Raw genomic sequence first — 23,172 nt, 5'->3', positions numbered from 1 at the left:
GGCGCACAGCCTGTGAGCGTCACCGTTTTCGCCTAGTCCAAGAAGCCATGAGCAACCTTAATTCTCAAACCGTTCTGAGCGTCCATCACTGGACCGACACGCTTTTCAGTTTCACCTGCACCCGCGACGCCTCGTTCCGCTTTGAGAACGGCCAGTTCACGATGGTGGGCCTCGAAGTCGACGGCAAGCCGCTCCTGCGCGCGTACAGCCTCGCGAGCGCGAACTACGAAGAGCATCTGGAATTTCTGAGCATCAAGGTGCCGGACGGCCCGCTGACCTCGCGTCTGCAGCACTTGAAGGTCGGCGATTCCGTGCTGATCGGCAAGAAGCCGACCGGCACGCTCGTCGCGGACAACCTGCTGCCCGGCAAGACGCTGTGGCTGCTCTCCACGGGCACGGGGCTCGCGCCGTTCATGTCGATCATCAAGGACCCGGACGTGTACGACCGCTACGAGAAGATCGTGCTGACGCACACGTGCCGTTTCGTCGATGAACTCGCGTACAAGGACTTCATCACCGAGCATCTGCCGGCGCACGAGCACATCGGCGAAATCGTGTCGGAGAAGCTCGTCTATTATCCGACCGTGACGCGCGAAGAATTCGCGAACCGCGGCCGCATCACGGACCTGATCGAGACGAAGAAGCTGTTCTCGGATCTGTCGGTGGAGCCGTTCTCGATCGAAAACGACCGTGTGATGCTCTGCGGCAGCCCGCACATGCTGCGCGACACGCGCCAGTTGCTCGACTCGCTGGGATTCCAGGAAGGCAGCAACAACCATCCGGGACATTACGTCGTGGAAAAAGCGTTCGTCGGCTGATTATCGAAGTCGTCGTCGTACAGGAAGCCGGAGCGTTTGCTCCGGCTTTTTTTTCGCTGGCGCGCCGGCGGACTGTTACATGTCGCGCAGGCGTCCTTCCTGCCGATTTGCCACGCCGCTGTTGCTAACTCACATGAAGTTTGCACGCCATCGCCTTGTCCGACATGGACTCATCATATTTTTGAGATATGATGCGATCACCCTGAGGCGATGCGCGCAACGCGCTTCGTCCGTCTTCGATGTTACAGAGTGTAAATTTAGTTACGCCGACTCGTGATGCCGCCGAGGACGTAGCGCAAGTTGCGCTCAAAGCGAGGAAAGAATGAATCCGTCGGCCGTGATCGCGCTGGATGAGCGCGCACCGTCCCGCGCCAGCTTGCGCGGCGTTTCGTCACCGACGCCGGACGCGCCCGGCTCACCGTTCTCCGCTCTGATCGACGCGAAGCTGCGAGGCGATCGCGAGAACCAGCGTTTGCGCGCCCGCCTGCGCGACCTCGCGGCGCAGGCCGGCGCCGCCGACGAGCGAGCCCGCCGCCATCTCGCCGGCGATCTGCACGACGAAGCGGGCGCGATTCTCACTGCGGCAAACATCGCGATTGCGCGCGCAGAATTCCTCCTTCCAGCCGATGCCCCCGCCGCGTGCGCCGAAGCCTTGCGCCACGCGCGGGAGTGTCTCGCCGAAGTCGCCGCGACAAATCACAGGATCGTGGAAGGGCTACATGCGCCGTCTTTGGAAGACGGCCTCGCTGCCGCGCTCGCCGAATGGCTCGCGAGCTTCGGCGCGCGCGCGGGTCTTGTCGTCAATTTATCCTGTTCGGTTGAAATCTACGCGCGACGCCTGCCGCAGAACCTTGCGGTTGCGCTTTTTCGCATCGCGCAGGAGTCGCTCGGCAATGTGGCGCGGCATGCGCACGCGACACGCGCAAACGTCACGCTAACGGCGGATGACGAGGCCGTCACACTCGTCGTGGAAGACGACGGCATCGGCATCACGCCAGCCGCGCGCCGCAAGTCCGGGCGGCTCGGGCTCGCGAGTATGCGCACGCGCTGCGAAGCCTTCGGCGGCGCGCTGCGCGTGGCGGCATCGAGCACGGGCGGCACGTGCGTGCGCGCCCGCCTGCCGTTGACCGCGACGCCGCGCGCCGCGCTGCGTGCGGTCAACGACTGAGCGCATTCATGACGCTCAAGATTCTTCTCGCCGACGATCACGCCATCGTGCGGCGAGGCGTCGCGCAATTGCTGCTGGAACGCGGCGTGGCGTCAGAAGCGAGCGAAGCCGACACGGGCGCGCAGGCCCTGGCGCTCGCCGCGCGTGTCGCTTTCGACGTCGCGCTCCTCGACATCTCGCTGCCGGACACGAACGGTCTTGACGTGCTCAAGCGCCTGAAGCGCGACACGCCGCGTCTGCCGGTCCTGATGTTTTCGATGTATCGCGAAGATCAGTACGCGGTGCGCGCGCTGAAGGCCGGCGCGTCTGGCTACCTGTCGAAAACGGCGGACCCGGCGCTGATGATCCGCGCGGTTCAGCAAGTCGCCGCTGGCCGCAAGTACGTCAGCTCCGAAATGGCCGAGGCGCTGGCAAGCTACGTTTCGCTGGACAGCGAACGCATGCCGCACGAGAACCTTTCCGACCGCGAATTCCAGACACTGTGCATGCTCGCATCGGGCAAGCGGCTGACCGATATCGCGAACGCCCTGTCGTTGTCGGTAAAGACGGTCAGCGTTTATCGCACGCGCTTGCTGGACAAGATGAAGCTCGCAAACAACGCCGAACTCACGTTCTACGTCCTCTCCAACCGTCTCGTGGACATGAATCCGGCCATCGCGTGCTGAGCGCCGATTTATCTCGTTCAGGATAAACGTGCACAGGAACTGCGCCGCTTGCCCAATTTGTGGGCATTTCTCGAGTCTCCGATAGAATGTCGGGTTTTCCCGCAGCAGGGCGCGCGAGCGCCGCATGGAGACTTATTGCAATGTCGTTGTTCCGCAAGAAAAACATCGAGCACATGCTGGCCGGCGCGCACAGCACGTCTCTCAAGAAAACGCTGGGCGCGCTCGATCTGACGTTTCTCGGCATCGGCGCGATCATCGGCACCGGCATTTTCGTGCTGACGGGCACGGGCGCCGTGCAGGCCGGCCCGGCGCTCATGGTGTCGTTCATCGTCGCGGCGATTGCCTGCTGCTTCGCCGCGCTCGCCTACGCGGAGTTTTCCTCGACCATTCCGGTCGCCGGTTCCATCTATACCTATTCCTATGCGACGCTCGGCGAGTTGGCCGCGTGGATCATCGGCTGGGACTTGATGCTCGAATACGGACTCGCGACGTCCGCCGTTTCAGTCGGATGGTCGGGTTATCTGCAATCGCTGTTGTCGGGCTTCGGCATCAGCCTGCCGACGGCGCTCACCGCCGCGCCCGGCGCGCTGCCGGACCACGTCACATACTTCAACCTGCCCGCGTTCCTCGTGATGATGGTCATTACGTGGCTGCTGTCGATTGGCGTGAAGGAATCCACCCGCATCAACAACGTCATGGTCGCGATCAAGGTCACGGTCGTGCTGCTGGTGATCGCGGTCGGCGTGTTCCACGTCAAGCCGGACAACTGGCATCCGTTCATGCCGCACGGCTGGTCGGGCGTGTTCGGCGCGGCGGCGGTCATGTTCTTCGCGTTCATCGGCTTCGATTCGGTGTCGTCTGCCGCCGAGGAAGTAAAGAATCCGAAGCGCGATCTGCCCATCGGCATCATTTCGTCGCTCGCCGTGTGCGCGGTGCTGTACGTGGCGGTGGCGGCGGTCGTGACGGGCATCGTCCCGGCGGCGCAGTTCGCGCACATCTCGCATCCGGTGTCGTACGCGCTGCAAGTGGCGGGGCAGAACTGGGTGGCCGGTTTCATCGACCTCGGCGCGGTGCTCGGTATGCTCACCGTGATTCTCGTCATGAGCTACGGCCAGACGCGCATCATCTATGCGATGTCGCGTGACGGACTGCTGCCCGCGAAGCTCTCGAGCGTGCATCCGCGTTTCGCGACGCCGTTCTTCACGACGTGGCTCGTCGGCATCTTCTTCGGCCTGATCGGCGCGCTGGTGCCGCTCAACGTGCTCGCCGAACTCATTAACATCGGCACGCTCGCCGCGTTCTCGATGGTGTCCATCGCCGTGCTGATCCTGCGCCGCACGCATCCCGACCTGCCGCGCGCATTCCGCTGCCCGGGCGTGCCGGTGGTGCCGATTCTCGCGGTGGCGTCGTGCCTCTTCCTGATGCTCAATCTCGCAGCGACCACGTGGATCGCGTTTATCGTCTGGCTCGTGATCGGCCTCGTGATTTACTTCGTCTACTCGCGGCGTCATTCCGTGCTCGGCCGCGTTCAGGCGCAGCCGTCGGGCGCGAAGTCCGCCAAGCGGGAAACCGTGACGCACTGACTGCTTGTCTGATGGATCAGCGCGAAAAGCGCAGAACGCCGCCCCTTCCGGGCGGCGTTTTTTTTCGCCGGTCGGCGAGGGCGGCACGGGCGTGCGCCTAATAGCGACGCCCGCTGTTTTGTGCTTTACTCGCCGTACACATAACACGAAATCCCAGCCGGACGCGACGCGCGGGCAGGTAGAGACGTGGTGACGTGCGTTCGAGTGACCCGAGTGACGTTAAGGCTGGTCCATCCCCTTGCAATCGTGCAAGGACCGCGGTGAGCGAGACGCCCGCCGCGGTCGACTAGGAGACAGTAATGACGCTCAGCATCAGCCTGACGGTCAACGGCAAACCCGTGACCGCGAAGGTCGAACCGCATGTCCTGCTCGTCCAGTTTCTCCGCGAAAACCTCGGGCTGACCGGCACGCACGTCGGCTGCGATACCGCGCAGTGCGGCGCGTGCACCGTTCATCTCGACGGCCGCGCGATCAAATCGTGCAACATCCTCGCCGCGCAAGCCGACGGCATGAGCGTGACGACCATCGAGGGCATGTCGAAAGACGGCCAGCTTCATCCGATGCAGGCGGCGTTCAGGGAATGTCACGGCCTGCAATGCGGTTTCTGCACGCCGGGCATGGTGATGAGCGCAAGCGCGCTCGCAGCCGAATCGCCCGATCTCACCGAGGAAGAAGTCCGCGATCAGCTCGACGGCAATCTCTGCCGCTGCACGGGCTATCACAACATCGTGAAGGCGGTCCTCGAAGGCACGCAGAACATGAAAGCGGGCGCCTGACTCCCTCGTTCCCTTTTCGACACCACGAATCGCGCCTATCACGGAGATCGCGATGAATGCCCCTGAGCAACAGAAACTGATCGGCGCTGGCGTCAAGCGCAAAGAAGACTATCGCTTCCTGACGGGCGCGGGCCAATACACCGACGACGTCGTCCTGCCGCGCCAAAGCTATGGCGTGTTCCTGCGTTCGCCGCACGCGCACGCGCGCATTCGCGGCATCAATACCGAGCAGGCGCTCGCGTCGTCGGGCGTGATCGGCGTGTTCACCGGCAAGGATCTCGCGGGCGAAAACGTCGGCGGCTTGCCGTGCGGATGGCTGATCCACAGCACGGACGGCTCGCCGATGCACGAGCCGCCGCATCCTGTGATCGCGCACGACAAGGTGCTGCACGTGGGCGATCAGGTGGCGCTCGTCGTCGCCGAATCGGTGAAGGAAGCGAAAGACGCGCTGGAGCTGATCGAGGTCGATTACGAGGAACTGCCCGCTATCGTCGATACGGGCAGCGCCGCCGATGCCGGCCAGCCGCTCGTGCACGACAGCGTGCCGAACAACGTCTGCTACAACTGGGGCCACGGCGACAAGGCGCGCACCGACGCCGCGTTCGCGCAGGCCGCGCATGTGACGACGCTCGATATCGTGAACCAGCGGCTCGTGCCGAACGCCATCGAGCCGCGCGCCGTCAACGCGAGCTATTCGAAGCACGACGACAGCTACACGGTCTACGTCGCGAATCAGAATCCGCACGTCGAGCGTCTGCTGATGGCGGCTTTCGTGCTATCGCTGCCGGAATCGAAGCTGCGCGTGATCGCGCCGGACGTGGGCGGCGGCTTCGGCTCGAAGATTTTCCTGTATCCGGAAGACGTGGCGCTGACGTGGGCATCGAAGAAAGTCGGGCGTCCGATCAAATGGACCGCCGAGCGTTCCGAAGCGTTTCTCTCCGACGCGCACGGCCGCGACCACGTGACCAAAGCGGAACTCGCGCTCGACAACGACGGCAAGTTCCTCGCGATGCGCGTTCACACGACGGCGAACATGGGCGCGTATTTGTCGACGTTCGCGTCGTCGGTGCCGACGGTGCTCTACGCGACGCTGCTCGCTGGTCAGTACGCCACGCCCGCCATCTACGCCGAAGTGAAGGCCGTGTTCACGAACACCGTTCCTGTCGATGCCTACCGCGGCGCGGGCCGCCCGGAAGCCACGTATGTGGTCGAACGGCTCGTCGAGACAGCGGCGCGTGAACTGAATATCGATCCGGTCGAACTGCGCCGACGCAACTTCATCCGCGAGTTTCCGTACGCGACGCCGGTCGGCCTCACCTACGACACCGGCGACTATGACGCGTGCCTGAACCGCGCGCTCGAACTCGCGGACGTCGCGGGATTCGCCGAGCGTCGCGCGCAGTCGGAAAAGGAAGGCAAGCTGCGCGGCATCGGCTATTCGTGCTACATCGAGGCGTGCGGGCTCGCGCCGTCGAACATTGCGGGCGCGCTCGGCGCGCGGGCGGGCCTCTTCGAAGCAGGCGAAGTGCGCGTGCATCCGACCGGCTCCGTCACCGTATTCACCGGATCGCACAGCCACGGTCAGGGCCACGAGACGACGTTCGCGCAAGTGGTCGCGGACCGGCTGGGCGTGCCGATCGAGAACGTCGAAGTCATTCACGGCGACACCGGCCGCATTCCGTTCGGCATGGGCACCTATGGATCGCGGTCGATCTCGGTCGGCGGCTCCGCGATCATGAAGGCGCTCGACAAGGTGGAAGCGAAGGCGAAGAAGATCGCCGCGCATTTGCTGGAAGCGTCGGCGGAAGACATCGAGTTTTCGAACGGCGTGTTTCGCGTCGCGGGCACGGACCGCACGAAGAGCTTCGCGGAGGTTTCGCTCGCCGCCTACGTGCCGCACAACTTCCCGCTCGAAACCATGGAGCCGGGCCTCAACGAAAACGCGTTTTACGATCCGACGAACTTCACGTACCCGTCCGGCGCTTACGTGTGCGAAGTCGAAGTGGACCGCGACACCGGCGAAACGCGCATCCAGAAGTTCACCGCGGTGGACGACTTCGGCAACGTCATCAACCCGATGATCGTGGAAGGGCAAGTGCACGGCGGCTTGGGGCAGGGCATCGGTCAGGCCATGCTGGAGCGCTGCGTGTATGACAAGGACAGCGGCCAGCTGCTTTCCGGCTCGTTCATGGATTACGCGATGCCGCACGCCATCGACTTGCCGAGCTTCACCGTCGAGACCGCGAAAGGCACGCCGTGCACGCACAACCCGCTCGGCGTGAAGGGCTGCGGCGAAGCAGGCGCGATCGGTTCGCCGCCCGCTGTCATCAACGCGATTCTCGATGCCCTCGCGCCGCTCGGCGTCAAGGACATGCAGATGCCCGCGACGCCGCACCGCGTCTGGAGCGCGATGCACTCCGCCCAGACCGCCCAAACCGCTGAAACCGCCTGACGGAGACCGACATGTACGCATTCGACTATCAACGGCCGGACGAGGCGCAGGCGGCGGTGGCCGCGCTCGCGGCCAACGGCGACGCCAAATATCTCGCGGGCGGCCAGAGCCTGCTGCCGACCATGCGCCTGCGGCTCGCGCAGCCGTCCGCGCTTGTGGATGTGACGCGCATCGCGTCGATGAAAACCGTCACGCTGGATGCAGACAAGCTGACCATCGGCGGCGCGATGTGCCACGCGCAAGTCGGCGCGAACGCGGACGTCAAACGCGCGCTGCCGGGCTTGGCCGACTTGGCGAGCCGCATCGGCGACAGACAGGTGCGTGAGCGCGGGACCATCGGCGGCTCGCTCGCCAACGACGATCCCGCCGCGTGCTATCCGTCCGCCGTGCTCGCGCTGAACGCGACGATCGTGACGGACCGCCGCCGCATCGCCGCCGACGATTTCTTCCTCGGCATGTACGAGACCGCGCTCGAACCGGATGAACTGATTACCGCCGTCGAGTTTCCGCTCGCCGAGCGCGCGGCTTACGAGAAGTTTCGCAATCCCGCGTCGCACTTCGCGCTGGTCGGCGTGTTCGTCGCGAAGCACGCGGACGGCGTGCGCGTCGGCGTGACCGGCGCCGCGCCTTCCGCGTTCCGGGCGACCGAACTGGAAGCGGCGTTGTCGAAGGACTTTTCGGTGTCGGCCGCGCGCAGCGTGACGATTCCCGCCGACGGACTCAACGACGACATGCACGCGAGCGCCGCCTACCGCGCGCATCTGATTCCGGTGCTCGCGGGCCGCGCCATCGAACGCGCGCTGTCGTTTTCGGCGTGATGTTCGACGAACCCGCTTCCATCGACGACACGCTCGCGCGCCTGCGCGAGCAGCAGTACTTCGCGAGCCGCGAACTGGCGACGGCGCTTTTTCTCGCATTGAAGATGCAGCGTCCGCTCTTTCTGGAAGGCGAGCCGGGCGTCGGCAAGACGGAACTGGCGAAGGCGGCGGCGGGCTTGTGCGGCACGACGCTTTTGCGTCTGCAATGCTACGAAGGGCTCGACACGGCGAGCGCGCTGTACGAATGGGACTATCCGCGTCAGATCATGGCGCTGCGGCTCGCGGAAGCCGCGGGCGAAACGCCGTCCAACGATTCGCTGTATCGCGGCGAGTTTTTGCTGAAGCGGCCGCTGTTGCAGGCGCTGTTGCCCGATCCCGCGAACGCGGATGCAAGGCGCGTGTTGTTGATCGATGAAATCGACCGCGCCGACGAGCCGTTCGAAGCGTTTCTTCTGGAACTGCTGTCGGACTTTCAGGTGTCGATTCCCGAGTACGGCACTGTGCGCGCGGCGCGACCGCCGCTCGTGGTGATGACGTCGAACCGCACGCGGGAAGTCCACGATGCGCTGAAGCGCCGCTGTCTGTATCAATGGATCGGCTATCCGGCGCGCGATGTCGAACTGGACATCGTGGCGGCGCGTGCGCCGGAGGCGGGCGCGGCGTTGCAGGCGCGGGCCGTCGCGTTCGTCCATCAGTTGCGGACGATGGACCTGTTCAAGGCGCCGGGCGTCGCGGAGACGATCGACTGGTGTCGCGCGCTCGCGGCGTTGTCGGTCTCCGAACTCGATCCGCAATCGGTGCAGGACACGCTCGGCGTGCTGCTCAAGTATCAGGACGATCTCGCGCGCATGGACGCCGCGACGCTCGCGCAATGTCTCTCGGCGGCGCGGGCGTGACCGTGGAACCGTTCGCGCGCAACGTCGTCCATTTCGTGCGCTTGCTGCGCGGCGCGGGCCTCGGCATGTCGCCGGCGCAGGCGGTCGATGCGCTCGAAGCGCTGCGCTTCATCGACCTCGGCCGGCGTGACGACGTGCGCGCGGCGCTCGCGTGCCTGCTGGTTCATGCGAGCGACGAGCGCGACATCTTCGATTCGGCGTTCGATCTCTTCTGGCGCGATCCGGATTGGGAAAGCAAGCTGCGCGCGCTGCTCCTGCCGAAGATTCAAAGCGCCGCGCCGCCGCCGAAGCGCAACAACCGTCTCGCCGATGCGCTCGCCACGCGCACCGACACGCGCGACATGCGCGACACGCCGCAGCCCGAAACGCAGGCCGAAGAAACCCACGCGCGGCTGTCGTTCAGCGCGCAGGAACGGCTGAGTCATCGCGATTTCGACACGCTCACCGCCGACGAGTGGCGCGCGCTGCGGCATCAGATTCGCGCGCATCGGCTGCCGCTCGCGACCGAGCCGACGCGCCGGCTGAAAGCGGCGTCGCGCGGCACGCACGCGGACTTGCGCGCGAGCGCGCGGCAGGCCGTCCGCGCGGGCGGCGACTGGACCGTGTGGAAGTATCGCGCGGCAGTGGAACGCAGGCCGCCGCTCGTTCTGCTGCTCGACATTTCCGGTTCGATGAGCGCGTATTCGCGCGCCGTGCTGTACTACTGTCACGCGCTTTTGCAATCGCGCGAACGCTTGCAGGTGTTCCTGTTCGGCACGCGGCTGACGAACGCGACGCGCGCGTTGCGCGAGCGCGATCCGGATGTCGCGGTGACCGCGCTCGGCGAACAGGTCGCGGACTGGTCGGGCGGCACGCGCATCGGCGCGGCGCTCGCGGAATTCAACCGGCGCTGGGCGCGTCGCGTGCTCGCGGGCCGCGCGACCGTGCTCTTAGTGACCGACGGGCTGGATCACGAGGCCATCGACGTGCTCGATGCCGAGATGGCGCGGCTCAGGCGCTTCGCGCATCGGCTCGTGTGGCTCAATCCGCTGTTGCGATTTTCCGGCTTCACGCCTCGCGCACGCGGCGTGCGCGCGATCCTGCCGCACGTCGATGCGATGCTCGCGGCCCACAACCTCGACAGCCTGGCCGCTGTCGGACGGGAAATGGCCGCGCTTTCCGCGCGCGGCGCGCCCCGAATGCCAGGAGGACACACGCAATGGAACTGACCGAAACGCATACCTTGCCGGTGCCGCAAAATCGCGCGTGGGAGGCGCTCAACGACACGGCGATCCTCAAAGCCTGCATTCCGGGCTGCGACAGCATCGAAGCGGACGGCGAAAATGCCTATGCCGTCGGGATGACTGCCGCCGTCGGCCCGGTGAAGGCACGCTTCAAGGGACGCATGGAACTGACGGATATCGACGCGCCGCATACCTATACGATCGTCTTCGAAGGACAGGGCGGCGCGGCGGGCTTCAGCAAGGGCATGGCCAAGGTGAACCTCGAACCGGGCGAGGACGCGGACACCACGAAGCTCACCTACAGCGCGCACGCGCAGGTGGGCGGCAAGCTCGCGCAGATCGGCTCGCGGCTCGTGGACGGCGCAGCGCGTAAGATCGCGGGTGAGTTCTTCAAGCGATTCGGCGCGAAGTTGCAGGGCGCGGGCGAAGCGCAGCAAGAACAGAACGGCGTCGCGGAGGAACCGGCTGACGCCGACAAGGAAGAGAAAGGAAAGAAATCATGGACAGCGTGGATCTCGAAGTCCTGAAAAACAGCGCGCGATGGCTCGAAGAAGGGCATCGCGCGCTGCTGGTCACGGTCGTGAAGACGTGGGGCTCGTCGCCCCGGCCCGAAGGCGCCATGCTCGCGGTGCGCGACGACGGCCATGTGGTCGGCTCGGTGTCGGGCGGCTGCATCGAAGACGATCTGATCGACCGCGTGCGGCAGCGGGGTATCGAGCAGACGAGGCCGGAAGCGGTGAAATACGGCATCAGCGCGGAGGAGGCGCATCGCTTCGGCCTGCCGTGCGGCGGCACCATCCAGCTCGTGCTGGAGCCGCTCACGCGCGAGAGCGGCATCGCGCAACTGTGCGCGGCGGTGGAAAGCGGGCGGCTCGTCGCGCGCACGCTCGACATGGCGACGGGCGCGGCGCGCCTCGAACCGGCGCAGGCCACCGACGGCGTGCTCTTCGACGGCGCGAAGCTCCTGACCATTCACGGTCCGCGCTACCGGATGCTCGTGATCGGCGCGGGACAGTTGTCGCGCTATCTGTGCAGCATCGCCGTCGGCCTCGATTATCAGGTGACCGTGTGCGATCCGCGCGAGGAATACACCGACGAGTGGGACGTGCCCGGCACGACCATCGTGCGCACCATGCCCGACGACACCGTGATGGACATGAAGCTCGACGAGCGTTGCGCGGTGATCGCGCTCACGCACGATCCGAAGCTCGACGACCTCGCGCTCATGGAAGCGTTGAAGACGCCGGCGTTTTATGTCGGCGCGCTCGGCTCGCGTCGCAATAACGCGGCGCGGCGCGAGCGTCTGAAGGAATTCGATCTGACCGACACCGAACTCGCGCGGCTGCACGGGCCGGTCGGCATCTATATCGGCAGCCGTACGCCGCCGGAAATCGCCGTGTCGATATTGGCCGAAGTGACGGCGGCGAAGAACGGCGTGTCGCTGCCGGAACTGCTGCAAGTGGAAGGCGCGAAGGCGGCGCGCGAAGTCGCCGGCAAGGGCGAAGTCTGCGGCGTGTGATGACCGCGCAATAAAGCGCCGCCGTTGCCGCTTACATCAGCCCGCAGACGATCATCGCGACGAGCGACACCGTCACGATCACCGCGCCCGCCGTGCGCCGCTTGTTCAGTTCGGTCCACAGCAGCACGCCCGTCAGCGACAGCAAGATCAGGCTGCCGGCGAGCGTATCGATCAGCAACACCCAGCCGACGCTCAAGCCGACGCCCTTGTGCAGGTTCGTCAGCATCGCGAGGAAGGTGTTCTCGGTGCGCTTCACCGAGACGAAGTTGTTGCCGACCCAGTACTCCGCCATCACGCTGCTGCCGGGCGATGAAATCATGGTCGACCATTGTTCGGGCTGCATCGTGCTCTTGTCGCCCCAGCCGACCGGGTGCGCCGGCTCGCGCCGCGTGCGGCCCAGATTGCCGTCGACTTTGAGTTCCTTCTTGAGCCACATGCCCATCTCGCGCGGCGATCTGAAGCCGCCAGCAGGCAGCGGAAGCTGCATCTGCGAGACTTGCGGCTCGCCCGTCGAGACGCGCAGCGGTGGCGCGCGGTGATTCAGCAGGAAGCCGGTCACGCCGAACAGCAAGCCCAGGAGCGCGCCCCACAAGCCGACCCAGCCGTGCACCTTGCGCAGCCATTTGAGAAACGTCGAGCGGCGCGAGCGGTTCTTGCGCGCCGCTTCGTCGGCGTCGTTCATCGAGCGTCCTTGCGGACGGTAGCGAGCGGTGTCGCTCGGCGGGGCATTGAGTGTGTCAGGCGCGTTCAAGCGTCTCTCCGGAGTCGGCGGGTTCGTCGGCAACGCCACGCTTTAGCGACTCGACGTCGTTCGAAGCGGGCAAATGAGAATCGTTATCATTGCACGCGAGAACGCCTGACACAATGCTTTCTGGCGGCGCCATGCCGCCACTTCATGACCAAAAATTTCACACCGGCCAGAGCGGCCCTTCCTGCATCGCGCCGATCTGCTCGCGCAGTTCGAGAATGCGGTCTTCCCAGTAACGCTGCGTGTTGAACCACGGAAACGCGGCGGGGAACGCGGGATCGTTCCAGCGGCGCGCGAGCCACGCGGCGTAGTGGATCAGACGCAGCGTCCGTAGCGCCTCGATCAGATGCAGTTCCCGCTCGTCGAACTCGCAGAAGTCTTCGTAGCCGGCGAGCAGATCGGCAAGCGCACGCGACGCTTCCGCGCGGCCGGCGGGAAGCAGGAGCCACAAGTCCTGAATCGCCGGTCCCATGCGGCTGTCGTCGAAATCGACGAAATGCGGGCCCGCGTCCGTCCACAGCACGTTGCTCGGGTGACAGTCGCCGTGCATGCGCAGATGCCGCACGTCGCCTGCGCGCTCGAAGCATTGCGCGACGCCGTCCAGCGCCATGGATACGGCGCGCTCGTAGGCTTCACGCACGTCGTCGGGCACGAAGCGATGCGTCAGCAGGAACTCGCGCGGCTCGTAGCCGAAAGTGCGGATGTCGAGCGTCGGCCGCTCGCGATACGGCTCCACGCCGCCGACCGCATGAATGCGCCCGATGAAGCGGCCGAGCCATTCGAGCGTCTCGCGGTTGTCGAGATCGGGCGCGCGGCCTCCGCGCCGGTCGAAGACGGCGAGACGGAAGCCTTCGAATTCGTGGAGCGTCGCGCCTTGAAGCACGCGTGCCGGAACCGCCGGAATCTCGCGCGCGGCGAGGCTCGCGACGAAGGCATGTTCTTCGAGAATCGCTTTGTTCGACCAGCGCCCCGGCCGATAAAACTTTGCGATCACAGGCGGCGCGTCTTCGACACCCACCTGATACACGCGGTTCTCGTAGCTGTTGAGCGCAAGCAGGCGGCCGTCGGTACGGGCGCCGGCGGGCATCAGCACGCTGTCGACGGCGTCGAGCACGCGCTCGGGCGTGAGGCCCGCGAACGGCGGCGCGGCGTCGGACGCCGGCACGCCGGGAGAGTCGGAATGATGTGAGTTCATTCCGGCATTGTGCGCCTTCGCGCCGCTGGCATCAGCGTCGTTTGCACTCAGCGAACGACGTCGCCTGGCGAAACACCGCTCAATGAACGACCGAATTCGACGGACGCACGATATCGCCCGTATCGATCAGGTCTTCCAGAAAGAAGGGCTCCGTGTTGAGAAGCTTGGTGACGCCGGGCTCGCCCGCGTACCACGCGACCATGGCCATGTCGCCGAGAATGCGCATGACGATGCCGCGCGCGCCCTGAGGCACGGCAATATGCACGGAGCGAACAATCGAACCGATTTGCATGATGAATCCCCGTTTCCATGCCGACTAGATATACCGCCGGTCATTTGTTGCAACAGCACAGGCTTCTGACGGCGCGTGCACCCGACAATCGCCGCGTCTTTGTTGCGGTAAGCGCGACGTGCGCGGCTTTCGTGAACGATTGTGCGCCTACTTTAGCGTATGACGACGCGCAAACGCGATGCCCAATGCCGCGATCTGTTGCCCGAGGCAGACGCTCGCCGCATGAACGCTGTCTGCGGCACTTGGAATGCGCCGCCGTATCAGGCAAAACCCTAAGTAACGGCGTATCGTTAGGGGTTTGTCGTGTTAAGCGGAGACTTCATTCGTGAACGCATCACCCGCGCCGCAGCGCAAAGAAGTGCCGCCCGCGCCTGCGGAGCTTTATCTGGAGCGCGGCTCGCGGGCGTATTGGCGCGCTTCGCTCGCGTTGCTGTTCGCGGGCTACGCGACGTTTTCGCTGCTGTACTGCGTCCAGCCGCTGCTTCCCGAGTTCACGAAGAGCTTCGGCGTCAGTCCAGCCGTGAGCGCGCTCGCGGTGTCCGTCAGCACGGCGGCGCTGGCCGTCGCCATTTTCATCGCGGGATTCGTCTCCGAAAGCTGGAGCCGGCACCGGTTGATGACGCTCTCGCTGCTGGCGTCGTCGGTGCTCACCGTGATCGCGGCGTTGCTGCCGAACTGGCACGCGCTGCTGCTCGTGCGCGCGCTCGAAGGCTTCGCGCTCGGCGGCGTGCCCGCCGTCGCGATGGCGTATCTCGCCGAGGAAGTGCATCCCGAAGGCCTCGGCCTCGCGATGGGCCTCTATGTCGGCGGCACGGCGATCGGCGGCATGGCCGGGCGCGTGATCAGCGGCGTGCTCGCGGACCTGTTCGGATGGCGAGTGGCGATCGGCGGTATCGGCGTGCTCGGGCTGTTCGCCACGCTCGCGTTCCGGTCGCTGCTGCCGCCGTCGCGACGCTTCAAGCCGCGTCGCGGCGTCGGGTTTTCGCATCATCGGAGTTCGCTGGTCGGGCATTTGCGGCATGGCGGACTGCCGTTTCTCTTTCTGATCGGCTTCGTGCTGATGGGCAGCTTCGTCACGGTCTACAACTACGTTGGCTATCGGCTGCTGGGCGCGCCGTTCGGGCTCAACCAGACGCAGATCGGCGCGATTTTCACCGTCTATCTGGCGGGCGTGGTTGCATCGCCGTGGTCCGGCAAAATGGCGGACGCCTTCGGACGCGGCCGCGTGCTGATCGCCGCGATCGTGCTGATGATGGCCGGCATCGCGCTGACGCTTTCGATGTCGCTGCCGGTGATCATCGGCGGCATCGCGTGCCTTACATTCGGCTTCTTCGCGGGGCATTCGGTGGCGAGCGGCTGGGTCGGCCGCCTCGCGACGCAAGCGAAAGGGCAAGCCGCCGCGTTGTATCTGCTTGCGTATTACCTGGGATCGAGCCTGATCGGATCGTATGGCGGGCACTTCTGGACCGCGTTCGGCTGGCCGGGCGTGGTCGGTTTGATCGCGGGACTGCTGCTGATCGGAGTCGCGAGCGCGGCGTATCTGAACGGCCGCGAACGGGCGCGCATCCGTTCGTCGAAAGCGGAATGAAATCGGACGAAACTAAGGGTTTTACCGTGTCCGCTTAATAACGCGTCGCCCGAAGCCTTGCATGGCAAGGCTCGGCGCGCTTCCGAGACGCCGTGTTTCGCGGCAACGGCGAAACGCGTTTCTCCCTGACGCCTATACTCGAATCGTCGATGCGCACGTTCGCGCCGGCACGATTCGAGCAAGAAAAGCAGGACGATGGGAGACGCACCATGACGTATTTCACGATCGGCGACTTCATTCTGGTCATCCCGATGGCGCTTGCTGGCGCGCTGTTTCTCGGCGCCATTCCGTGCGCGTCGCATTTCAGGAACAACGTATTGCGAGCGTGCGGTGCGCTCGTGGGCGTGCTCGTCGCGTTCTTGCTGGTCGAGGGCTTGCCCGCGCTGATATGACGGCGCGCGGCGTTCGCCGCGCGCTTTGTCTTGCTTACAGATGCTGGCCGAGGAACGTCAGCGTGCGGCCGTGCGCGAGCGCCGATGCCTTCGCGTTATACGACGCGCGGTCGCCGCAATTGAAGCCGTGATCGGCTGCGGGGTAGACGTAAAGCTCGGAGTCCGCCCGGCTCGCGAAACGCTGGCGCACCGCGTCGACCGCGTCGGCGGGAATGTGCGCGTCGAGTTCGCCGTAGTGGAACTGGATCGGCGCTTTCACCTGATCGGCCTTGTCGAGCTGGTTTTGGATGCCGCCGCCGTAGTAGGCCACGGCTGCATCCACCGAACCTTGCGCCGCCGCGAGATACGCAAGCCGCCCGCCGAAGCAATAGCCAATTGCCGCGACCTGGCCGCTCACTTCCGGCAGCGCGCGCAACGCCTTCGCCGCTGCGCCGACATCCGCGACGGCGGAATCCACGTCGGTCTTTTGCAGCAGTTCCATCGCCTTTTCGCGATCCGCGCCTTCATAGCCCAGTTCGACGCGCGGCTGCGTGCGCCAGAACACGTCGGGCGCGAGCGCGACATAGCCATCGGCGGCATATTGATCCGCGACACTGCGAATATGCGAGTTCACCCCGAAGATCTCCTGCAGGATGATCACGGCGGGTCCCTTTCCCGTCTTGGGCAGCGCGAGATAGCCCTGGAAGCTGCCGCCATCGGCGGGAATGTCGATCCATCGGGAAGTCACGGTTACGGTCACGTCGATGCTCCTTGCTTGGTTGACTGATAAGAATGCAGGCGAGTGAGTTTGCCAGCTTTCCCTTTCAGTCGCCTGAGCGCGGTCTGTCGCGGGCGGCGCGCAGGCACACGCATTGACGAGGCAGACGATTTTTAGAGGCGACTGCCTAAAGCCAGGCGTTAAACGGCTTTTGAATCGGGCTAATGGCGACGGACGGCGCGGGATTATCGGCGGACTTGCGAAAGAACTCCAAGGCTGGGCCGAAACCCGCATCGGTCGGGCCTCGCGGCGCAATTGCCACCACAAACGCGCGCGGTTCTCAACCGGTCGTTAATCGGTAGTCGCACCAGTATCTTAAAAAAATTCCCTAAATTAATTTGACAACCCTACACTTCTCGCGCGGTGCGGATGGCGGCTGCCACAAACAGCCGGCCGGAAGGACTTGCCAAGTGCAATACGATGCATCCGGCGTGGTCGTCCACGGGACTGAGCGATCGTGATGAAAGACGGGGCACAGGGCGATTACGTTGTTTTTGGGACCGAAACTGGAGACTTACATGAACACCAAGCTTCACAAAGTGTTGCCGATCAGCGCCGCAGCCGTGCTGTTCGCTACGTTGGCAACGTCCGCAGCAGCCGACCAGGTCGTCAAGATCGGTCACGTCGCTCCGCTGACCGGCGGTATCGCTCACCTGGGCAAGGACAACGAAAACGGCGCGCGGCTGGCAGTCGAAGAGATCAACGCCAAGGGTCTCACCATCGGCGGCCAGAAGATCACCCTGCAACTGGACCCGCAAGACGATGCAGCCGACCCGCGTACCGCCACGCAAGTCGCGCAGAAGCTCGTCGACGACAAGGTGGTCGCAGTGGTCGGCCACCTGAACTCCGGTACGTCCATCCCGGCATCGAAGATTTATAGCGACGCGGGCATCGTCCAGATCTCGCCGTCCGCCACGAACCCGACCTACACGCAGCAAGGCTTCAAGACGACGTACCGCGTCGTCGCGACCGATGCGCAGCAAGGCCCGGCGCTCGCGAACTACGCGGCGAAGAGCCTGAAGGTGAAGAGCGTCGCCGTGGTCGACGACTCGACCGCCTACGGTCAGGGTCTCGCGAACGAATTCGAGAAGACCGCGAAGTCGCTGGGTCTGAAGGTCGTTTCGCACGACGCGACCAACGACAAGGCCGTGGACTTCCGCGCCATTCTGACGAAGATCAAGGGCGAAAACCCCGACGCCGTGATGTACGGCGGCATGGACGCGACCGGCGGCCCGTTCGCCAAGCAGGCGAAGCAGCTCGGCCTGCGCGCGAAGGTGCTCGCGGGCGACGGCGTCTGCACCGAAAAGCTGGCCGACCTGGCCGGCGACGCGACCGACAACGTCGTGTGCTCGGAAGCAGGCATGGCGCTGGAAAAGATGGAAGGCGGTCAGGCATTCGCTGCGAAGTATCAGAAGCGTTTCGGCCAGCCGATCCAGATCTACGCGCCGTTCACGTATGACGCGGTGTACATCATCGTCGACGCGATGAAGCGCGCGAACTCGGCCGATCCGGCCAAGATTCTCGCCGCGATGCCGAACACGGACTACAAGGGCGTGATCGGCCAGACCACCTTCGATTCGAAGGGCGATCTGAAGCACGGCGTGATCTCGCTGTACGACTACAAGGCAGGCAAGAAGACGCTGCTCGACGTCGTCAAGATGTAATCGCAGCCGGGCGTGAGCCCCGAAAGACGCGCGGACTACCAAAGGTCCGCGCGTTTTTTTATATTTTCAGGCGCCGGAGGATGCGCGGTCCGATCAGCGCGATCGCCGCGCAGCACGCCGCCACGACGCACAAGCCGATGGGCAACGTGCTTACCTGCGCGACGCCGCCGATCAGCACCGGCCCGAGCAGCAAGCCGAAGTACGCGAGCCCCGCGACCTGCGCGAGCCCTTCAGCCGCCGTCACGCCTTCGACCCGCGCCGCCGCCGCGAAAAGCACCGGCATCATGTTCGCGAGACCGAGGCCCATGAGCGTGAAGCCGGTCATCGTCACGACGGCGTTCGGAAAGACCAGCGCCATCACCATGCCGACGAACGCGAGGCCCGCGCTGCCGAACACGAGCTGCGGCGCGCCGAAGCGCGCGCGCACGGCATCGCCGCCGAAGCGACCGGCCGCCATTCCGCCGGAGAACGCGGCGTAAGCGGCGCTCGACAATGACGGCGACGCCTCGACGACATCGCGCATATAGACGGTGGCCCAGTCGTACATCGCGCCTTCCGCGATGAGCGCGACGAGCGCCATGCCGCCCAGCGCCCAGAGGGCGGCCGAGCGCCAGCGATTCGACGACGAAGCTTTCGCGTGCGCCTCGTGATGCGGCACGTGCGGCAGGACCGAGGGCATCGATGCCAGCAGCACGACGAGACTCGCGCCTGCCGCAAGCGCCAGGTGCGCCGCCGGCGCAAGCCCGTGCGCGATGAGCGCGCCGCCGATGGCCGCGCCCGCCATCCCGCCGATGCTGAACATGCCGTGCAGCGACGACATGATCGGCCGCCCGAGCGCCTCTTCGACCGCGCTCGCTTCGGCGTTCATCGCGACATCGAGCGTCGCCATGCCCGCGCCGAACACCGCGAGCACGATCAGCAGCAGCCAGAAAGACGGCACGACGAGGATCAGCGCGCCGCACACCGTCATCGCGATCCCGCCCGCCATGCACGCCGTACGCGTGCCGGCGCGTGCGATCCACGATCCGGTGGTGAGCATCGCGAAGATCGAGCCGCCGGCAACCGCAAACAGCGCGAGCGAGAGCATGCCGGGGCTGAGCGCGAACTTGTCGCGTACGGTCGGCACGTGAACGCCCCACGACGCGTACATCATGCCGGCGATGAAGAACACGGCCATGGTGGCGTAGCGGGCGCGCTGCCGCGTGGCTTGGGGCAGGCTGCGGTGCAAAGCGAGCGAAGGATTGGACTCGCGGGCGGAAGAAGCGGAGGTCGAGTCGGACACGGTTGAGCCGTCAGAAGAGGTGGCGCGTGGCGGCGTGCGCGGAAGAAACCGAAGAGCATGCCGCCTTTCGCGAGAGCTTACGATTCTATCGAACGGCCAGGAGACACGCTCGGCGTGCTGATTTACCATTTTCAGCACGTGATCCGATCGACACCTGCTCATGAATATCCCGCCGCAAGCACCGCTTCATCTGCTGCATCGAGTATCGGAAGGAACACTCGCGACTCATTCGCGCGATCCGGCGGGTTTCCCTTATCCGACCGCGTTGCCATTCGCGCTGACCAGCCGTCATTTGCCGATGCTGTTGATCAGCCGCCTCGCGGAACACACGCGAAATCTGGAAGCCGATTCGCGCGGCGGTTTTCTCATTGCACATGCCAATGGAGCGAGCGTGCTCGAGGGCCAGCGGCTGACATTGCTCGGGACGTTCGAACCTGCCCCGAAAACCGATCACGAAGAACTGGCGCGCCGGTATATGCGCTATCACCCGGACGCGGCGCGTTATCTCGAGTTGGGCGACTTCGCTTTCTGGGTAATGTCGCCGCAGCGAATGCGCTTTATCGGAGGCTTCGGTGCAATGGGTTGGCTCGACGGCAATCAAATGGATCCGCTTGAGCCGGTGAGTAGCGAAGACGAAGCGGCGCTTTGCGCCTTCTCCGACACTGATGCAAGACGCCCGACCCACATTCGAATATTAGGGATAGATCGATACGGATGCGATTTGTTCGAATCCGGTACTCGCAATCGTTTTACTTTCGATAAACCAAAGCTGGATGTGCAGGATTTGAAAGCGGCGCTTATCGACTGTTTCGAACGCCATGCGTAACGCGCGTCTTCGAAAACCTGTCGTTAAGCGGTGAATCCGCGAGGCAAGTTGCCATGAGATGAAACGTTCATGCGGTGCAGCGAACAGTGTTTCCATTTCATGCGACACCGGTTCATCGGACGCCGAACCGGCGATTTAAGCCACTTCATTCCGGTTCGCAGATGGCAGGCGAGTCGGCAAATGTTACGAGTATTTAGCCAATAGGAATTAATCAGAATCTCTCCATACCGCGATTTAACGGAAGTGTGTTAATCTGCGGTCCAGTCCGAGGCTATACTGATAACCGAAGAGCGAGCACTCGACTCGCAAGCCTGTACACTTCTTAGGAATTTGCCATGCCTTCATACAAGGAATTGCTCGCGCAGCGCGAGTCTCTCGAGCGTCAGATTGAAGAAGCGAAGTCGCGCGAATACGCCGAAGTACTTAATGAGATCAAGCAGAAGATGGCTGATTACGGCATCACGCTTCAGGAATTGGCCGGTGGCCGTGGCGCCAAGTCCGCCAAGGCATCGCGCAGCCGCACGGGTGTAGCGCCGAAATACCGCGACCCTGAAAGCGGTAGCACGTGGTCCGGTCGCGGCAAGCCGCCGAAGTGGATTGCGGGTCAGGATCGCGATAGTTTCCTGATCGGCAAATAAGCCAGCGCCAATCCGAATTCAACGAAGGCCGCGCCAATTGGCGCGGCCTTTTTTTGTCACTGCGCCGTTCATTCGTCACGACCGGTTAATCACTGGACGAGAATGCGTCGCGTTATTAAGTCGTTGATTTAAAAGCAGAAGCCGCGACTGACTGATAAAATGCTGCCAGATCGCACTTCGGGCATATTACATGACACTTTCAGCGGCGCACGCAACGGAAAAGCACGACGTTGCGGTTCGGACTACATGGACGAGTATTGCGCTCAATACCGGTCTCACCACGGCACAGCTCGCGGTCGGCCTGGTTGCGCATTCCCAGGCATTGATTGCGGACGGCGTCCATTCACTCGCCGATATCGTTTCGGACCTTGTCGTCCTCATTGCGAATCGCAAGGCGGCGGCGGTGCCCGACATCGATCACAATTACGGCCATAGCCGTTATGAGACCGTTGCTTCGCTATTCCTCGGCGGATTGCTGATTGCGGTCGGCGTGGGAATGTTATGGCGGGCTGGCACACGCGTGATGAATCTGGGCGATATCCCGCCGGTTCACGCAAGTGCGCTCGTCGTCGCGATAATCGTCCTCATTTCGAAAGAGGCGCTGTTCCGTTATATGCTACGCGCGGCTGAACGCGTGCGATCCGCCATGCTCGTCGCCAATGCGTGGCATGCGCGATCGGATGCCGCTTCTTCGCTTGTCGTCGCGCTCGGCATCCTCGGTAGTATTGCGGGCTTCAGGATTCTCGATCCCATTGCCGCCGCGCTCGTCGGTTTCATGGTGGGCAGAATGGGCTGGACATTCGCGTGGGATGCGCTGCAAGACCTTTCGGATCGCGCGCTCGATGAAACCACCACCGCCGATTTCCGCGGCATTCTGCTCGGTACGCCCGGCGTGCGCGATGTGCACGATTTGCGCACACGCAAAATGGGCGATCTCGCCATCGTCGACGCGCATATTCTGGTGGACCCGTTTATATCGGTTTCTGAAGGTCATTTCATCGCCGAGTCGGCGCGCGCGCATATCCTGGCCGATTCCCGCGTAATCGATGCGCTCATTCATGTGGACCCGGAAGGCGATGCGGTGAATCCGCTGCCCGGCGATTATCCGCTGCGTGCCACCGTGATGAAAGCCGTGAGCGCCGCGTTGTCGGAGCACGGCTTATCCGTCGATACGCTGAACCTGCACTATTTGAAGCGCGGCTTCGACGTGGAAATCGTTCTGCCGGCCGCTGCGGAAAGCGAGACGGCGCCACGACTCGCCGATATGGATCTGGATGCGCTCAGGCAACGGCTCGGCGCTCGTCAAATCCGCATGACGCAAGCGGTGAAACTCGCCGCGCCGCAGCCCGCGAAAAGTGCACCGCACTGAAAGCGGCGCGCGCTTTCAAAGCGGCAATTGCGTATCGAATTTGATTTCCCTGAGCACGACGCTCGTGCGGACCTGCGCGACCGCCGGAATCTTGAAGATGCGGTCGTGAAGAAAGGCGTCGTAGGCCTTGATATCTGGCGCAACGATCTTGAGTATGTAATCGGATTCGCCGGTCGTGCTATAGCACTCGGTGACTTCCGGACAGGTGGCAATTTCGCGCTCGAATTGCTCGACGCCGCCTTCCGTATGCCGCGTCAAATGGATATGCGCGAGCGCGCAGACATGCAGCCCGAGCTTTTCGCGGTCGAGCAGCGCGGTATAGCGCTGAATGACGCCGGACTGCTCCATGTCTTTGATACGACGCCAGCACGGCGTGCTCGATAGCCCGACCTGATCCGAAATTTCCTGGACGGAACGCCGCGCGTCGAGTTGCAGAAGACGCAGGATTTTTTGTGAGAATGTATCGAGAGTCAACTGCGCCTCCGTTCGGTCGCCATCTGACT

23 protein-coding genes are annotated in these 23,172 nt (G+C 64.1%); 17 read left to right on the top strand and 6 right to left on the bottom strand.

Annotated features, from left to right (window positions below):
* Window positions 1-47: 47 nt before the first annotated feature.
* The 11 genes from P9239_RS18130 to P9239_RS18080 all read left to right on the top strand — a co-directional run bounded on the left by P9239_RS18130 (window position 48) and on the right by P9239_RS18080 (window position 11,918).
* Window positions 48-818, top strand: coding sequence for a ferredoxin--NADP reductase (locus P9239_RS18130; protein WP_175938781.1), 771 nt, complete (start codon window positions 48-50; stop codon window positions 816-818).
* Window positions 819-1,140: 322 nt separating this feature from the next.
* Entirely contained in the window at window positions 1,141-1,986 is an 846-nt protein-coding gene (locus tag P9239_RS18125; RefSeq protein WP_309753329.1) for an ATP-binding protein, read from the top strand.
* A gap of 8 nt (window positions 1,987-1,994) precedes the next feature.
* A complete protein-coding gene (rqpR, locus tag P9239_RS18120) occupies window positions 1,995-2,651 on the top strand; it encodes a response regulator transcription factor RqpR (RefSeq protein ID WP_309753327.1) in 657 nt (218 codons plus the stop codon).
* Window positions 2,652-2,791: 140 nt separating this feature from the next.
* On the top strand, window positions 2,792-4,234 hold the full coding sequence (locus P9239_RS18115) for an amino acid permease (RefSeq protein WP_309753325.1): 1,443 nt from the start codon (window positions 2,792-2,794) through the stop codon (window positions 4,232-4,234).
* Between the two features lie 299 nt (window positions 4,235-4,533).
* Entirely contained in the window at window positions 4,534-5,010 is a 477-nt protein-coding gene (locus P9239_RS18110; RefSeq protein ID WP_309753323.1) for a 2Fe-2S iron-sulfur cluster-binding protein, read from the top strand.
* Window positions 5,011-5,062: 52 nt separating this feature from the next.
* Complete coding sequence (locus P9239_RS18105; protein WP_309753321.1) at window positions 5,063-7,462, top strand: xanthine dehydrogenase family protein molybdopterin-binding subunit; 2,400 nt, start codon at window positions 5,063-5,065, stop codon at window positions 7,460-7,462.
* An 11-nt stretch (window positions 7,463-7,473) separates the two neighbouring features.
* A complete protein-coding gene (locus tag P9239_RS18100; RefSeq protein ID WP_309753318.1) occupies window positions 7,474-8,280 on the top strand; it encodes a xanthine dehydrogenase family protein subunit M in 807 nt (268 codons plus the stop codon).
* Window positions 8,280-9,176 (top strand): MoxR family ATPase, encoded by an 897-nt coding sequence (locus tag P9239_RS18095; RefSeq protein WP_309753316.1) that lies wholly within the window; start codon window positions 8,280-8,282, stop codon window positions 9,174-9,176. The genes P9239_RS18100 and P9239_RS18095 overlap by 1 nt, the downstream gene beginning before the upstream one ends.
* Window positions 9,152-10,384 carry a VWA domain-containing protein gene (locus tag P9239_RS18090; protein WP_309753314.1) on the top strand — a complete coding sequence of 411 codons (1,233 nt, stop codon included), beginning with the start codon at window positions 9,152-9,154 and terminating at the stop codon, window positions 10,382-10,384. Before P9239_RS18095 ends, P9239_RS18090 begins: the two co-directional genes overlap by 25 nt.
* Window positions 10,375-10,926, top strand: a complete 552-nt coding sequence (locus P9239_RS18085; protein ID WP_309753313.1) for a carbon monoxide dehydrogenase subunit G — start codon at window positions 10,375-10,377, stop codon at window positions 10,924-10,926. Before P9239_RS18090 ends, P9239_RS18085 begins: the two co-directional genes overlap by 10 nt.
* Window positions 10,899-11,918: an XdhC family protein gene (locus P9239_RS18080; protein WP_309753311.1), complete on the top strand. Its 1,020-nt coding sequence runs from the start codon at window positions 10,899-10,901 to the stop codon at window positions 11,916-11,918. The genes P9239_RS18085 and P9239_RS18080 overlap by 28 nt, the downstream gene beginning before the upstream one ends.
* Window positions 11,919-11,949: 31 nt before the next feature.
* On the opposite strand, the gene P9239_RS18075 is transcribed toward P9239_RS18080, so the two are convergent.
* The 3 genes from P9239_RS18075 to P9239_RS18065 form a co-directional block, all read right to left on the bottom strand.
* Window positions 11,950-12,669 (bottom strand): PepSY-associated TM helix domain-containing protein, encoded by a 720-nt coding sequence (locus P9239_RS18075; protein WP_309753309.1) that lies wholly within the window; start codon window positions 12,667-12,669, stop codon window positions 11,950-11,952.
* Between the two features lie 157 nt (window positions 12,670-12,826).
* Entirely contained in the window at window positions 12,827-13,861 is a 1,035-nt protein-coding gene (locus tag P9239_RS18070) for a serine/threonine protein kinase (protein WP_309753307.1), read from the bottom strand.
* A 79-nt stretch (window positions 13,862-13,940) separates the two neighbouring features.
* Window positions 13,941-14,153: a hypothetical protein gene (locus tag P9239_RS18065; protein ID WP_309753305.1), complete on the bottom strand. Its 213-nt coding sequence runs from the start codon at window positions 14,151-14,153 to the stop codon at window positions 13,941-13,943.
* Between the two features lie 325 nt (window positions 14,154-14,478).
* Here P9239_RS18065 and P9239_RS18060 point away from each other — a divergent pair, with 325 nt between their 5' ends.
* Both P9239_RS18060 and P9239_RS18055 read left to right on the top strand, forming a co-directional pair.
* Window positions 14,479-15,741 (top strand): MFS transporter, encoded by a 1,263-nt coding sequence (locus P9239_RS18060; protein ID WP_309753303.1) that lies wholly within the window; start codon window positions 14,479-14,481, stop codon window positions 15,739-15,741.
* Window positions 15,742-15,950: 209 nt separating this feature from the next.
* Window positions 15,951-16,133 carry a hypothetical protein gene (locus tag P9239_RS18055; RefSeq protein ID WP_309753301.1) on the top strand — a complete coding sequence of 61 codons (183 nt, stop codon included), beginning with the start codon at window positions 15,951-15,953 and terminating at the stop codon, window positions 16,131-16,133.
* A gap of 34 nt (window positions 16,134-16,167) precedes the next feature.
* On the opposite strand, the gene P9239_RS18050 is transcribed toward P9239_RS18055, so the two are convergent.
* Window positions 16,168-16,872: a dienelactone hydrolase family protein gene (locus tag P9239_RS18050; RefSeq protein WP_309753299.1), complete on the bottom strand. Its 705-nt coding sequence runs from the start codon at window positions 16,870-16,872 to the stop codon at window positions 16,168-16,170.
* 536 nt (window positions 16,873-17,408) lie between these two features.
* On the opposite strand from P9239_RS18050, the gene P9239_RS18045 reads away from it, so the two are divergent.
* Complete coding sequence (locus P9239_RS18045; RefSeq protein ID WP_309753297.1) at window positions 17,409-18,554, top strand: branched-chain amino acid ABC transporter substrate-binding protein; 1,146 nt, start codon at window positions 17,409-17,411, stop codon at window positions 18,552-18,554.
* Between the two features lie 58 nt (window positions 18,555-18,612).
* On the opposite strand, the gene P9239_RS18040 is transcribed toward P9239_RS18045, so the two are convergent.
* Window positions 18,613-19,836: an MFS transporter gene (locus tag P9239_RS18040; RefSeq protein WP_309753295.1), complete on the bottom strand. Its 1,224-nt coding sequence runs from the start codon at window positions 19,834-19,836 to the stop codon at window positions 18,613-18,615.
* 160 nt (window positions 19,837-19,996) lie between these two features.
* Here P9239_RS18040 and P9239_RS18035 point away from each other — a divergent pair, with 160 nt between their 5' ends.
* The 3 genes from P9239_RS18035 to P9239_RS18025 all read left to right on the top strand — a co-directional run bounded on the left by P9239_RS18035 (window position 19,997) and on the right by P9239_RS18025 (window position 22,669).
* On the top strand, window positions 19,997-20,662 hold the full coding sequence (locus P9239_RS18035) for a pyridoxamine 5'-phosphate oxidase family protein (protein ID WP_309753293.1): 666 nt from the start codon (window positions 19,997-19,999) through the stop codon (window positions 20,660-20,662).
* Between the two features lie 335 nt (window positions 20,663-20,997).
* On the top strand, window positions 20,998-21,300 hold the full coding sequence (locus tag P9239_RS18030) for an H-NS histone family protein (RefSeq protein ID WP_309753291.1): 303 nt from the start codon (window positions 20,998-21,000) through the stop codon (window positions 21,298-21,300).
* Window positions 21,301-21,490: 190 nt separating this feature from the next.
* Window positions 21,491-22,669: a cation diffusion facilitator family transporter gene (locus tag P9239_RS18025; protein ID WP_309753289.1), complete on the top strand. Its 1,179-nt coding sequence runs from the start codon at window positions 21,491-21,493 to the stop codon at window positions 22,667-22,669.
* Between the two features lie 15 nt (window positions 22,670-22,684).
* Here the strand turns inward: P9239_RS18025 and P9239_RS18020 are convergent, their stop codons facing one another.
* A complete protein-coding gene (locus P9239_RS18020; protein WP_008352298.1) occupies window positions 22,685-23,143 on the bottom strand; it encodes an Lrp/AsnC family transcriptional regulator in 459 nt (152 codons plus the stop codon).
* Window positions 23,144-23,172 lie beyond the last annotated feature (29 nt).

This window comes from Caballeronia sp. LZ062 (assembly GCF_031450785.1).
GTDB lineage: Bacteria > Pseudomonadota > Gammaproteobacteria > Burkholderiales > Burkholderiaceae > Caballeronia.
The sequence above is the reverse complement of the archived record's forward strand: the minus strand, read 5'-3'. Positions and strand labels throughout refer to the sequence as shown.

Coding starts and splice junctions, on each gene's coding strand:
- P9239_RS18055 (WP_309753301.1), top strand. CDS start 15,951: ATGACGTATTTCACGATCGGCGACTTCATTCTGGTCATCCCGATGGCG.
- P9239_RS18065 (WP_309753305.1), bottom strand. CDS start 14,153: ATGCAAATCGGTTCGATTGTTCGCTCCGTGCATATTGCCGTGCCTCAG.
- P9239_RS18045 (WP_309753297.1), top strand. CDS start 17,409: ATGAACACCAAGCTTCACAAAGTGTTGCCGATCAGCGCCGCAGCCGTG.
- P9239_RS18105 (WP_309753321.1), top strand. CDS start 5,063: ATGAATGCCCCTGAGCAACAGAAACTGATCGGCGCTGGCGTCAAGCGC.
- P9239_RS18090 (WP_309753314.1), top strand. CDS start 9,152: ATGTCTCTCGGCGGCGCGGGCGTGACCGTGGAACCGTTCGCGCGCAAC.
- P9239_RS18030 (WP_309753291.1), top strand. CDS start 20,998: ATGCCTTCATACAAGGAATTGCTCGCGCAGCGCGAGTCTCTCGAGCGT.
- P9239_RS18070 (WP_309753307.1), bottom strand. CDS start 13,861: ATGAACTCACATCATTCCGACTCTCCCGGCGTGCCGGCGTCCGACGCC.
- P9239_RS18085 (WP_309753313.1), top strand. CDS start 10,375: ATGGAACTGACCGAAACGCATACCTTGCCGGTGCCGCAAAATCGCGCG.
- P9239_RS18095 (WP_309753316.1), top strand. CDS start 8,280: ATGTTCGACGAACCCGCTTCCATCGACGACACGCTCGCGCGCCTGCGC.
- P9239_RS18125 (WP_309753329.1), top strand. CDS start 1,141: ATGAATCCGTCGGCCGTGATCGCGCTGGATGAGCGCGCACCGTCCCGC.
- P9239_RS18110 (WP_309753323.1), top strand. CDS start 4,534: ATGACGCTCAGCATCAGCCTGACGGTCAACGGCAAACCCGTGACCGCG.
- P9239_RS18130 (WP_175938781.1), top strand. CDS start 48: ATGAGCAACCTTAATTCTCAAACCGTTCTGAGCGTCCATCACTGGACC.
- P9239_RS18080 (WP_309753311.1), top strand. CDS start 10,899: ATGGACAGCGTGGATCTCGAAGTCCTGAAAAACAGCGCGCGATGGCTC.
- P9239_RS18100 (WP_309753318.1), top strand. CDS start 7,474: ATGTACGCATTCGACTATCAACGGCCGGACGAGGCGCAGGCGGCGGTG.
- P9239_RS18115 (WP_309753325.1), top strand. CDS start 2,792: ATGTCGTTGTTCCGCAAGAAAAACATCGAGCACATGCTGGCCGGCGCG.
- P9239_RS18035 (WP_309753293.1), top strand. CDS start 19,997: ATGAATATCCCGCCGCAAGCACCGCTTCATCTGCTGCATCGAGTATCG.
- P9239_RS18025 (WP_309753289.1), top strand. CDS start 21,491: ATGACACTTTCAGCGGCGCACGCAACGGAAAAGCACGACGTTGCGGTT.
- rqpR (WP_309753327.1), top strand. CDS start 1,995: ATGACGCTCAAGATTCTTCTCGCCGACGATCACGCCATCGTGCGGCGA.